We start from the raw sequence: 11,574 nt of genomic DNA, 5'->3' as shown, positions 1-11,574 counted from the left end.
CTCGATCACAAAGGTCGGATGCCGAGCCCGCGCTGTGCCCGCGATGCCTGTGCGCCAAAGGTGCCAAAGGTCAAGTCTAAGGGGCGGGCCGCCGGTGACCGGCCCGTGGCCCCGCGAGGCGCCCGTCGCGCGCGCTCAGGCCAGGAAGGCCGGCGTCGCGACGGGCAGGCTAAATCGGAACTGGGCGCCGCCGGCCGGCGCCCGGCCGACCGTGATCGTCCCGCCGTGCGCCTCGACGATGCCCTTGACGATGTAGAGGCCCAGGCCGGTGCCGCCGCGCTTGCTGCCCCGCCAGAAGCGGGTGAAGACGCGGCTCATCGATTCCTCCGGGATGCCGGGGCCCTCGTCGCTCACGGTGACGCTCGTCCCCTCCGTGCTGGTCTCGTCCGATACCGGACCGACCTCGATGGTGACGGTTCCCTCGCCGTGGCGCACCGCATTTTCCAGCAGGTTGCCCAGGACCTGGTCCACCTTGTCCGGGTCCGCCCACAGATCGGGCAGCGGCTCCAGCATCCGGATCAGGAAGCGGTCCGGGCGCTGGCCGGCGGTGGTCTGCGCCTGGACGTGCCGGCGGACCGCGGCGCTCATGTCGACCCGCTGCCGGCGCACCTCCAGCCGCCCCGAATCGATCCGGGAGATGTCCAGCAGCTCGGCGATCAGCCGGGTGACGCGGTTGGCGTCGGCGTCCACCGTCTCCAGCATCAGCCGCTTCTGGTCGTCGGTGAAGCGCTCCCACTTCTGGAGGAGGGTGGCGGTGAAGCCCTTGACGGAGGTCAGCGGCGAGCGCAGTTCATGGGCGACGGTGGCGATCAGCTCGGCATGGCTGAGCTCCGTACGGCGCCGGGCCTCGGTGCCGCGCAGCGCGATCACCAGCCGCTGGACGGGCCCGGTCGGGCGGCTGCGGACATAACGGGCGGAGACCAGCACCTCGCGGCCGCCGAGCAGCAGATTGCGCTCGGGCTGGCCGCGGCGGATGGCGAGCCCGCCGTAGGGGTCGGTGAGCCGCCACCAGCGGCGGCCCTCGATGTCCTGGAGCGGCAGGGCGTGTTCGAGGGGGCGGCCGACCGCGTCCTCGGGGGCGATGTCGGTGATCCTGGCCGCGGCGGCGTTGAAGCAGATCACCCGGCCGGTCTCGTCGGCGACGACCAGGCCGTCGGGCAGATCGTCGGGGTCCACTCCGAGACCGGTCCGCAGGGCCTCCGGCTCTCCGGCCGGAGCGGGCGACACCTCGCCCACGAGCCCCTCGGACCGGCGGCCGTCAGCGGTGACCGTGGTGCCGGAAGTCCTCACACTCATCCCCGTTACCCCCTTCCGGGCCCCCGAGCACGCAAGCCTACTAGCTCGCACCGGAAGTGCCCCGAAGATCGGAGGGACACCCCTCAGGCGGGTGACACCGCGCGGCAGCCGCCGGGGCTGCGCTGGGCGCGGGCGGAGGCGTAGAGGCAGACCGCGGCGGCGGTCGCGAGGTTGAGGCTCTCGGCCTTGCCGTGGATCGGGACCCGCACCACGGCATCGGCCAGCGCCCGGGTCTCCTCCGGCAGTCCCCACGCCTCGTTGCCGAAGACCCAGGCGGTGGGCCCGCCCATGGAGCCGCTGTCCAGTTCGGCGTCCAGGTCACGGTCGCCCGCACCGTCGGCGGCGAGGATCCGTACGCCGGCCGACCGCAGTCCGCTGACCACCCGCTCGACCGGGACACCCACCGCGACCGGCAGGTGGAAGAGCGAACCGACCGAGGCCCGTACGGACTTGGGGTTGTACAGGTCCACGGAGGCGTCGGTCAGCACGACCGCGTCGGCGCCCGCGGCGTCCGCGCAGCGCAGCACCGTGCCGGCGTTGCCGGGGTCACGGACGTTGGCGAGCACCGCGACCAGCTGCGGGCGGGCGGCGAGGATCTCCTCGAACGGCGAGTCCAGGAACTCGCAGACGCCGAGCAGCCCCTGCGGGGTGACGGTCTGGGAGATGTCGGCGACGGTCTTGTCATCGGCGTGGTGGACCCGCACCCCGGCCACGTGGGCCGCCTCGATGATCTCGGTGTGCCGCTCGGCGGCCTCGACGGTGGCGAACAGCTCGATGAGCGTGGGCGTACCGCCGGTGCGGTGCGCGATGGCCTCCCGTACGGCCTGCGGGCCCTCGGCGATGAACCGGCGCTCCTTGCCGCGGAAGGCGCGGCGGGCCAGCCGCCGGGCGGCGGTGACACGCGGGGATCGCGGGGAGATCAGCTCGGGGGTGCCCATGGGCGGCGGCTCGCTTCTGTTGTGCGGTGCGTGGGGGGCCCGGTCCGTGCGCGGGGCCGGGCCGGGTCCGGAAAAGCGGCGGACCCGCAGGCCGGGGCCTGCGGGTCCGTCATCACGTCGTCAGGCTGAAGTTCAGGCAGCCTTCGGGGCGTTGACGTCGCTCGGAAGCGCCTTCTGCGAAGCCTCGACGAGCGCGGCGAACGCGTTGGCGTCGTTGACCGCGAGGTCGGCCAGGATCTTGCGGTCCACCTCGATGTTGGCGGCCTTCAGACCCTGGATGAAGCGGTTGTAGGTCATGCCGTTGGCGCGGGCAGCGGCGTTGATGCGCTGGATCCACAGCTGACGGAAGTCGCCCTTGCGCTTCTTGCGGTCGTTGTAGTTGTAGACGAGGGAGTGGGTGACCTGCTCCTTCGCCTTGCGGTACAGGCGGGAGCGCTGGCCACGGTAGCCGCTGGCCTGCTCGAGGATCGCCCGGCGCTTCTTGTGGGCGTTGACTGCCCGCTTGACGCGTGCCACTTGTTAACTCCTTGTAGCGGGGCCGTGGTTGTCGTCACAACGGCCCGAATCGATTGGGTCCCGGTCCGAGTCGCGCGCCCCCGGTCAACGGGGCGCGTCGGCTCACTTGCCGAGAAGCTTCTTGATCTTCGCGGCGTCGCCCGGGGCCATCTCGGCGTTGCCGGTGAGGCGACGCGTCACGCGGGACGACTTGTGCTCGAGCAGGTGGCGCTTGCCGGCGCGCTCACGCAGCACCTTGCCGGAACCGGTGACCTTGAAGCGCTTGCTGGCACCGCTGTGCGTCTTGTTCTTCGGCATGCGCCGTTCTCTCCTCGTCATTGGCGCTCCCGCAGGCACGGACCGGCGAGCGGGAGCGTCATGTATATCGATTGATGTCCGGGGCGGGGCACCCCGGCGCGAACCGGGGCCGACGCCTCGGGGTCACGCCCCGGTGGGCTCCTCGGCGGGCGCCTCGGCGGGCTCCTCGGAAGCTCCACCCTGACGCTCTGCCTTGCGGGCGGCCTGCGCCTCACGGGCCTCGGCCATCGCCTCGGTCTTCTTCTTGTGCGGACCGAGGACCATGATCATGTTTCGGCCGTCCTGCTTCGGATTCGACTCGATGAAGCCGAGGTCCTCCACGTCGGACGCGAGCCGCTGGAGCAGCCGGAAGCCCAGCTCGGGGCGGGACTGCTCGCGACCACGGAACATGATCGTGATCTTGACCTTGTCACCCTGCTTGAGGAACCGGACGACGTGACCCTTCTTGGTGTCATAGTCGTGCGGGTCGATCTTCGGCCGGAGCTTCATCTCCTTGATGACCGTGTGCGCCTGGTTCTTGCGCGCCTCACGGGCCTTCATGGCCGACTCGTACTTGAACTTTCCGTAGTCCATGAGCTTGCAGACCGGCGGACGGGCGTTCGCCGCCACCTCGACCAGGTCGAGGTCGTACTCCTGCGCAAGCTCCAGGGCCTTAGCAAGCGGCACGATGCCGACCTGCTCGCCACTGGGACCGACGAGTCGCACCTCGGGGACGCGAATCCGGTCGTTGATGCGGGGCTCGGCGCTGATGGATCCTCCTCGGTAGCACCACGCGACGGCCTGGCGGACTGCCGCGTAACGTCTTTTCGGTGTGACCAACCGCGCCGGTACATGAAAAACGCCCCGGACGGGACACAGGCGGGGCTCCACGTGGATCTGGAGCACCGCCGCGAAGTCTCCGCGGGGCGCAGCCGGACCGTTGACCCGCCAACCGTGAGGTCGGCCGGGTGGGAGATCGGAGCCTCCACTTGTGGGCCGGTCACATGCGTGTCCGGCCGGTCGGAACACCAGAATACACGAGTCAAGGGGTGGCACCCACTTCTGTGCGGGCGCGAACCTGCCCCGGGGCCGGGATGACGCTCCCGGACGCGGGGTCCGGGCGCGCTGCCCATAGGCTGGAGGCGTCCCCTCAGCAGGAAGAAGCCCGAAGACATGAGTGACCAGACCCCGCAGCAGCCCGACGCAGCGCACGCGGCGAATCCCGACTTCGACGCCATGACCCGTGATATCGCGGAGGTGCCGGCGGTCGAGGTGATCACCACGGTCGCGGTGCACCTGATGAGTTCGGCGGCGGTCAACCTCGGGCTCGCCGAGGAGGGCGCGGCGCACAAGGACCTCGACGAGGCGCGCAAGCTCATCCAGGCGCTGGCCGGGCTGGTCACCGCCAGCGCCACCGAGATCGGCTCGTACCACGCGGCCCCGCTGCGCGACGGTCTGAAGTCGCTCCAGCTGGCGTTCCGCGAGGCGTCGGTCGTGCCGGACGAGCCGGGCCAGGGGCCCGGGGAGAAGTACACCGGCCCCGTTTTCGGCTGAGCCGGGCGGCGGAGCGCCGCACGCACGGGACGACGGGCCCCGGCCGGGACGCGGCCGGGGCCCGTCGTGTGTGCGGTGCGGGCTCTGCGCCTCAGGGCCCGTCGTCCGCGGGCTCGTAGGGCATCGGCTCGTCGGCGACGAGGACCGGCTCGTGCGGCGGATGGGTGATCTGGTGGACCACCGCCGCGATGGCGGCGCCGATCAGGGGCGCGACGATGAACAGCCACAGCTGGGTGATGGCGGCACCGCCCGCGAAGAGCGCCGGGCCGATGGAGCGCGCCGGGTTCACGCCGGTGCCGTCGAGCGGGACACCGATGAGGTGGACGGCGGCCAGGGCCAGGCCGATGGCCATGCCGTTGAAGCCGATCACGGCCACCTTGTGGGTGACCGACAGCCAGACGTAGACCAGCAGGAAGGTCATCAGTATCTCGGCGACGAAGGCACCGCCGAGGTTGAGGTGGACCGCCGAGCGGTCGCCCCAGCCGTTCGTGCCGAAGGACCCATCGGTCTGGAGGCCCGGGATCTGCTTGGCGACCAGGAAGAGCAGGGCCGCGCCGGCGATGGCGCCGACCACCTGGGCGATCCAGTACTCGGTGGCCGTCCGCAGGGTGATCCGGCGGGCCAGCAGCATGCCCAGGGTCACCGCGGGGTTGAAGTGGCAGCCCGAGATCGGGCCGAGGGCGTAGGCCAGCGCCACCATGGTGAAGCCGAAGGCCAGGGCGATGCCGAAGGTGCCGATGTACTCGCCCGCCAGCACTGCCGAGCCGACGGCGAAGAACACCAGGAGCAGGGTGCCGAGGAACTCGGATACGACCGTGCGGGTCAATACCGACGAGATCTCCGTTTTCTCCATGGGGGCTCTCCTCGCGTGGATCTTGAGCTCTCCTCGCATTGTGCGGCCCTGGAGACGAACCCGCCCGTTGACGGCCGGGGGCCCGGCCGGTGGCCCCGGGCCCCGGCCGTGGGTGTCAGCGCCGGTGGAACGGCTCCCCGGCGGTCGCGCCGCCGGGCGGCAGCAGGGCCAGGTCCAGGCCCCGGACGAGCCGGCCGCGCAGCACCTCGTCGGTGGCCAGGGCCTGCGCCAGCCGTTGCGCGACCTCCGCGGCCGGGGCGTCGGGAGCCAGGCCGAGGGCGAGGGTGGCGTCGGTCTCGGCGGACGGCAGGAGGTGGGCGACGAGCACGCCGGACTCGGCGTCGAGGAGGGTGCGCAGGGCGTCGGTGACGGCCGGGTCCGCGAGCGGGTCGGCGCTGGTGCGGCCCTCGGCGAGCGCGCGCAGGGCGGGGCCGGTGAGCTGGTAGGTGACCGGTCCCGCCAGGTCGACGACCACGGTGTCGGCCTGCTCGTGGGAGGCGGCGAGCAGCGCCTGCGGGAGCGGGACCGCGACCGGGCGGGCATCGGGGCGCCAGCGCCGGAGGGTCTCCATGGAGGTGAAGGCGGGGAGCGCCCGGCGGCCGTCCGGGGCCTGGAGTGTGGGGACGGCCATATCGCTGGTCTTCTCCCGGCGCAGGCCGTCGGGTCCGGTCTCGACCTCACCGAGGACGGCCACCACGGGCACCAGGACGCGTGCGCCGGCCAGCGCGGACAGCAGCTCGGGCTCGGCGCTCCGGTCCCGGTCGTAGGCCGCCAGGGCCGCGGTCAGGGCCGGGTCGGCGGAGCCGTCGTCGTCGCCGAAACCGGGGTCGGGAATGTTCTTCTGCACGCGCCCGAGCGTATCGGGTGGCCGCACGGCGTCACCGGGTGCGGGGGCGCCGGTGGACGGCGACCGGTCAGGGGCCGTACTTCCGGCTGTGCCAGAGGACGGCGGCGGCCGCGAGGAGGGCCACGCCCACGGCGCCGGCGGTCCAGGGGAGCCAGGGGGCGCCGGTGTCCGCGGCGTCGTCCGCGGTGGGGCCGGGGCCGAAGTAGCGGTCGGCGTAGGCGGCGGGGGACGGCTTCTGCGCGGTGGGCCGCAGATCCGCCGCCGCTTCGAGGGCGGCGGCGGGGTCGATCAGGCCCGCGCCGTAGTCGTCGTCGCGGCCGCCCTCGGGGCTGTCCTGCGCGGTGGAGGTGAGCAGCCGGCGGATCTGGGCCGGGCTCAGATCGGGGTGCGCGGAGCGGATCAGGGCGATGGCGCCGGAGACGAAGGCGGCGGCGGGGCTGGTGCCCCAGCCCGAGAGATAGTCGTCCTCGGGGTCGGCCATGATGATGTCGTAGCCGGGGGCGCTGACCGTGGCGTACCAGTGGCGGGTGGAGAACCGGGCGCGGCCGCCCAGGTGGGTGACGGCGGTGGCCGTGATGACGCCCGGGTAGGCGGCGGGGTAGGAGACCCGGTTGCCCTTCTCGCCGCCGTTGCCCGCGGAGGCGACGACGGGGATGCCCTTGCCGAGGGCGTACTGGATGGCGGCGTCCTCGCGGGGCTCGGGGTGCGCGGATTCGCTGTCGTCGCCCAGCGACATATTGATCACGTCGGCGCCGTGGTCGGCGGCCCAGCGGATGCCGTCGGCGAGCGCTCCCGCCTTCTCCGTGCGGGCCCGCCCGCGCTGCGGGTCGTCGTCCTCCAGGATCACCCGGACCGGCAGGATCCGGGCGGCCGGGGCGAGGCCCAGCACCCCGTCCTCGCGGCCCGCGCCATGGCCGTGACCGGCGATGATGCTGGCCATTCCGGTGCCGTGCCGGGCCCAGGCGGCGTCCCCGGGGCCGGCCCCGAAGCCCACCAGGTCCCGTTCCGGCGCCACCTGGCCTTCCAGGTCGGGGTGGTTGGCGTCCACACCGGTGTCCAGGACCGCGACGGTGACGCCCTCACCCTTGGTGGTGCGCCACGCCTGCTGGGCGTGGACGGCCTGGAGGGCCCACTCCTGGGCGCGGAGGGCATCGGCGCGGGCGGGGACGGCGGGCAGCACGGCGAGCGCCGCGGAGGCCAGCGCGAGGGCGGTGCCGCGCAGCACGGTGTGCGTCATGACGAAGCCTCCGTCGTCTGCGTGGGGCTGCCGGCCGCCTTGCGGAAGTCCGTCCCGATGCGGTCCGCCAGGCCCTTCGCGTCGTGGCCCAGGCCGGATTCGGCCGGGGCGGTGGTGACGCCGGGCCGGACCGCGGCCTCGGCGGGCTGCGGCTCGGTGACGGCGCGGCCGTCGGCGAAGCCGGAGACGGCGTAGACCACGACCGGGATGTCGGTGAGGACCCGGACGGTCCAGCTGGCCCGCTGGGCGCGTCCGAAGTCCTCGGCCGGGGTCCCCTTGGCGGCGTACGGCAGCGGCAGCAGGTCGGTGCGGGTGCCCAGACTCCTGGTGCTGAAGCGGGTGTTGAGGGCCATCATCCCGGGCTGGTCGGCCTTGGTGATCTGCGCCCCGACCGTGATGACGCTGCTGCGGGTGGCATCGGCGTAGGTGGCGCGCAGCAGCCGGGCACAGCCGGCCCGGGCGAGCGCCGCGGCGAGCTTCGGGTCGTAGGCGTGGCCGCAGCCGCCGTCCGGGGCGACGGCGATCCGGGTCCAGGTCCGGTCGGCGCCGCCGGGGCCGACGCCCAGGCCGTTGACGGTGCGCGGGAAGAGCCGGTCGACCGGGGTGTTGTGCCAGACGTCGCGGCCCTTGGCGAAGGCGGCCTCGGCGGTGGGCCGGGCGGCGTCGGCCTCGTCGGTGAGCCAACTCCCGGCCGCGGCACCGCCGATGAGGCCGATGCCGAGGACGAGGCAGGCCGCGGCGCCGAGCAGCCGGGGGCCGGGGCGGCGGATGGACCGGGGCCGTCCCGGTGCGCCGGTGGCGGGCCCAACTCCCGGGTGCGGAGCGGCGGTCGGTGGCCAGGGGAGGTGTGGCGGACGCTCGGCCGCGGGCCGGGGCGGCATGCCGCCGGGGGCCGCCGAGGGGCCGGCGGCCGGGTGGCGGGGGGCCGGCGGGGTGCCCGGCCCGCTGCCGGCGGCGGGTTCACGGGAGTCGCCCCACAGCTTCTGGCTGTTGGCCAGGTGGAAGGCGGCGGTGTCGCGGAAGGCGGCGGGGCGGCCGGCGGGCGGCGGAGGGGTGGGGGCGGCCGCCGGGGCGCCGGGCGCACGGTCCGGGTGGGGCGGCGGCTGCGCACCGGCGGGCGGCGGGACGGTGGGGCGCGGCGGGACGGGGTGCGCCCCGGGTTCCGGTGCCGACGGCTCGGCCGGCACCCGGCGCAGCACTGTCGTCCGCGGGTCCCCCTCGGGCTCCGGCGTCCCGGCCGGGGCGGGCTGCCGGGGCGGCTGCGGGGGTATCGGTGGAATGTGCCGGGCATCGGCGAATTCGGCGTCGGTGCTCACCCGCGCTCCCCCTTGCACCGCTGACCACCGGGCCCGATCCGCAATCGGGGCACGGTGGTTCGTATCCGGACAACACGCCGCTGACCTGCTGGTTGCGGTGTCGAGCCACTGTAAGGGCTGGTGCCGTCGGTGCTCCAACCCCTGTCCGCTCTGTCGCAATCTCTCCCCTACCCAGTGGTAGCGGGGTCTGGCAGGCTGCGGCCATGCCCCAGTACACATCCGGCGCGGATGCCGACAAAGCCGCCTACGACCGGGCCACCGCCTCCCTCGACGCCCCGCTGGCCGTCGTCGACCTGCGGGCCTTCGACGCCAACGCCGCCGATCTGGTGCGCCGCTCGAAGGGCAAGCCGATCCGGGTGGCGAGCAAGTCCGTGCGCTGCCGGGCGCTGCTGGAACGGGTGCTGGACCGGGACGGCTTCGCGGGGATCATGAGCTTCACGCTCGCCGAGTCGCTGTGGCTGGCGCGCTCGGGCTTCCGGGACGTCCTGCTGGCGTATCCGTCGGCGGACCGGGCGGGCTTCGCCGAGCTGACCGCCGGTCCCGAACTCGCGGCCGCGGTGACGGTGATGGTCGACGACCCGGTGCAGCTGGATCTGATCGACGCCGCCCGGCCGTCCGGCGGACCGGGCGAGGAGGTGCGGGTGTGCCTGGAGTTGGACACCTCCTACCGGCTGCTGGGCGGCAAGGTGCGGGTCGGTGCCCGCCGCTCCCCCCTGCGGACGCCCGGCCAACTGGCCGCGCTGGCCCGGTCGGTGGTGCGCCGCCCCGGGTTCCGGCTGGTGGGGCTGATGGCGTACGAGGGGCATGTGGCGGGGGTCGGTGACGAGGTCGCCGGCAAGCCGGTGTTCTCGCGGACGATCCGGGTGATGCAGGCGGCGGCGCGCAAGGAGCTGGCGCAGCGGCGCTGGGCGGCCGTCCGGGCGGTGCGGGCGGTGGCGCCGCGCCTGGAGTTCGTCAACGGCGGCGGGACGGGCAGTGTGCAGCACACCGCGGCGGAGGCGGCGGTCACCGAGATCGCGGCCGGGTCGGGGCTGTATGTGCCGCGGCTGTTCGACAACTTCCGTTCGTTCAGCGGGCGTCCGGCGGCGCTGTTCGCCCAGCCGGTGGTGCGCCGGCCGGGCCCCGGGGTGGTGACGGTGCTGGGCGGCGGCTATCCCGCGTCAGGGGTGGCGGGCCCGGACCGGCTGCCGGTGCCGTATCTGCCCGCCGGTCTGCGCTACGACCCGCAGGAGGGCCCCGGGGAGGTGCAGACTCCGCTGCTGGGGCCGGCCGCGGACGGGCTGCGGATCGGCGACAAGGTGTGGTTCCGGCATGCGAAGGCCGGTGAGCTGTGTGAGCGGTTCTCCGAGCTGCATCTGATCGACGGGGACCGGGTGGTGGACACGGTGCCGACGTACCGGGGGGAGGGACACGCCTTCCTGTGAAGGCGCGCCCCTCCCCCGTTCCTGGCGTCAGCCGTGGATGCGGTCCTGCTGGTCGGGCACGATGCTGCCGTCCGCCCGGCGGACCGGTCCGAGGGTGCCGTCCGGCCGGGTGTAGCCGGTGGTCGCGCACGGGTACGGGTCGGCCTGGCGCTTCTTCGGCTCGATGAACATCGGGTTCACCAGCCAGCGGTGGTCGGCGTTGTCGTACGCCCGGCACATCAGCTCGGGCTTGTTGCGGTTGATGGCCAGGTGCCCCGCGGTGGCGTCACCGACGAAGGTCACGTCCGTCTCCGCGTCGCCCGCGGCGAAGGCGGGGCGGTGTGCCCGGTCCTGCTGCTGCCACGCCTTGGCGCCCTTGACGTGGAAGATCTCCTGGTTGATCCAGCAGCGCTTGCCGTCCATGTACGTCAGGACCTCGCCGTGGGTGTCCTTGACGTCGCCGCAGCCCTGGACGCCCGTGGTGAGCTTGCCGTCGCGGACGAGGTTGCGGATGCCGATGGTGTGGTGGCGGTCGATGCCCACCCCGGGCGCCCAGGCCCGCACCAGCGGCTCGGCCGACGCGGAGACGATGTAGACGTCGAAGCCGGCCTTCTGGAGGGTGCCGATGAGGTCGCGCTGCTGGTCGTAGTAGCGGACGTACCCCTCCATCGTGTGCGTGCCGACCTTCTGTTCCGCACCGATCGGCGCGGCGAGGCTCTCGGCGCGCGCGGCGCGGGCGTAGCCGGTCAGCCGCTCCGGGCTGTGACCCGCGAACAGCTGGGTGATCCAGACGTATTCGGGGACGGTGCGGCGGTGGTTCCAGGTGCCGGTGAACGCGGTCTTGCCGGTGGAGGTCTTGGCGTCCTGGTAGACGTCGAGGATCTCATCGGTGCAGCCAGTGTCCGTGGACGTCGGCAGCGGCTTGCCGGCCGGTACGGACGTGCCGCATGCCTTCGTCAGGGCGCGGGCGGCGTCATCCGTCATCCACTTGTTGGTGGCCTTCCAGCTCTCGGGACGCAGCACCTTGTCGTGGCGCAGCATCCAGGCCAGCGTGGCGTCGGAGATGTCGTTCTTGACGACGGTGTTGTCCCAGTCGAAGGTCGCGACCGGACGCGCGCCCCCGGTTCCCGAGCAGCTGCCGTTCTCATCGATCATCTTCTGGAGCTCGGCACGGTTGTCGCCGTACCAGCCCTTGGTCACATGCAGGGTGGGGCAGTGCCGCGGGGCCGGGCCCGCCGTGGCCGTCTGAGCGACCGCCACCCCGCCCCCCAGGACCGCGAGGGTGGCACCCGCTGCCAGCCAGCGACGCTTGTTGCGCATGGATCACACTCCTGTCGA

At 73.3% G+C, this 11,574-nt stretch carries 12 protein-coding genes; 2 read left to right on the top strand and 10 right to left on the bottom strand.

What is annotated here, in order from left to right; genetic code table 11:
* Nucleotides 1-135 precede the first annotated feature (135 nt).
* From ACFWJW_RS27870 to infC, 5 genes are all read right to left on the bottom strand, one after another.
* Nucleotides 136-1,296, bottom strand: coding sequence for an ATP-binding protein (locus ACFWJW_RS27870; protein WP_387246548.1), 1,161 nt, complete (start codon nt 1,294-1,296; stop codon nt 136-138).
* Between the two features lie 83 nt (nt 1,297-1,379).
* Complete coding sequence (locus tag ACFWJW_RS27865; protein ID WP_387246546.1) at nt 1,380-2,234, bottom strand: TrmH family RNA methyltransferase; 855 nt, start codon at nt 2,232-2,234, stop codon at nt 1,380-1,382.
* A 132-nt stretch (nt 2,235-2,366) separates the two neighbouring features.
* Nucleotides 2,367-2,750 (bottom strand): 50S ribosomal protein L20, encoded by a 384-nt coding sequence (gene rplT / locus ACFWJW_RS27860; protein WP_018087732.1) that lies wholly within the window; start codon nt 2,748-2,750, stop codon nt 2,367-2,369.
* Nucleotides 2,751-2,852: 102 nt separating this feature from the next.
* Nucleotides 2,853-3,047: a 50S ribosomal protein L35 gene (gene rpmI / locus ACFWJW_RS27855; protein ID WP_016576627.1), complete on the bottom strand. Its 195-nt coding sequence runs from the start codon at nt 3,045-3,047 to the stop codon at nt 2,853-2,855.
* A gap of 123 nt (nt 3,048-3,170) precedes the next feature.
* Nucleotides 3,171-3,866, bottom strand: a complete 696-nt coding sequence (gene infC, locus ACFWJW_RS27850; RefSeq protein WP_085925913.1) for a translation initiation factor IF-3 — start codon at nt 3,864-3,866, stop codon at nt 3,171-3,173.
* A gap of 333 nt (nt 3,867-4,199) precedes the next feature.
* Between infC and ACFWJW_RS27845 the strand changes: the two genes are divergently transcribed.
* Complete coding sequence (locus ACFWJW_RS27845) at nt 4,200-4,580, top strand: DUF1844 domain-containing protein (protein ID WP_042157078.1); 381 nt, start codon at nt 4,200-4,202, stop codon at nt 4,578-4,580.
* Between the two features lie 91 nt (nt 4,581-4,671).
* Here the strand turns inward: ACFWJW_RS27845 and ACFWJW_RS27840 are convergent, their stop codons facing one another.
* From ACFWJW_RS27840 to ACFWJW_RS27825, 4 genes are all read right to left on the bottom strand, one after another.
* Complete coding sequence (locus tag ACFWJW_RS27840) at nt 4,672-5,433, bottom strand: MIP family channel protein (RefSeq protein ID WP_387246543.1); 762 nt, start codon at nt 5,431-5,433, stop codon at nt 4,672-4,674.
* A 115-nt stretch (nt 5,434-5,548) separates the two neighbouring features.
* The gene (locus ACFWJW_RS27835) at nt 5,549-6,280 is read right to left on the bottom strand and encodes an SseB family protein (protein ID WP_387246541.1); all 732 of its coding nucleotides are present in this window, start codon (nt 6,278-6,280) and stop codon (nt 5,549-5,551) included.
* A gap of 67 nt (nt 6,281-6,347) precedes the next feature.
* Nucleotides 6,348-7,517: a type VII secretion-associated serine protease mycosin gene (mycP, locus tag ACFWJW_RS27830; protein ID WP_387246539.1), complete on the bottom strand. Its 1,170-nt coding sequence runs from the start codon at nt 7,515-7,517 to the stop codon at nt 6,348-6,350.
* A complete protein-coding gene (locus ACFWJW_RS27825) occupies nt 7,514-8,833 on the bottom strand; it encodes a hypothetical protein (RefSeq protein ID WP_387246537.1) in 1,320 nt (439 codons plus the stop codon). Before ACFWJW_RS27825 ends, mycP begins: the two co-directional genes overlap by 4 nt.
* 203 nt (nt 8,834-9,036) lie before the next feature.
* Here ACFWJW_RS27825 and ACFWJW_RS27820 point away from each other — a divergent pair, with 203 nt between their 5' ends.
* Nucleotides 9,037-10,257 (top strand): amino acid deaminase/aldolase, encoded by a 1,221-nt coding sequence (locus ACFWJW_RS27820; protein WP_387246535.1) that lies wholly within the window; start codon nt 9,037-9,039, stop codon nt 10,255-10,257.
* Between the two features lie 27 nt (nt 10,258-10,284).
* Here ACFWJW_RS27820 and ACFWJW_RS27815 read toward each other — a convergent pair whose 3' ends face one another.
* On the bottom strand, nt 10,285-11,556 hold the full coding sequence (locus tag ACFWJW_RS27815; RefSeq protein ID WP_387246533.1) for a haloacid dehalogenase-like hydrolase: 1,272 nt from the start codon (nt 11,554-11,556) through the stop codon (nt 10,285-10,287).
* Between the last annotated feature and the right edge of the window lie 18 nt (nt 11,557-11,574).

Source organism: Streptomyces sp. NPDC127097, assembly GCF_042724075.1.
Classification (GTDB): domain Bacteria; phylum Actinomycetota; class Actinomycetes; order Streptomycetales; family Streptomycetaceae; genus Streptomyces.
The sequence above is the reverse complement of the archived record's forward strand: the minus strand, read 5'-3'. Positions and strand labels throughout refer to the sequence as shown.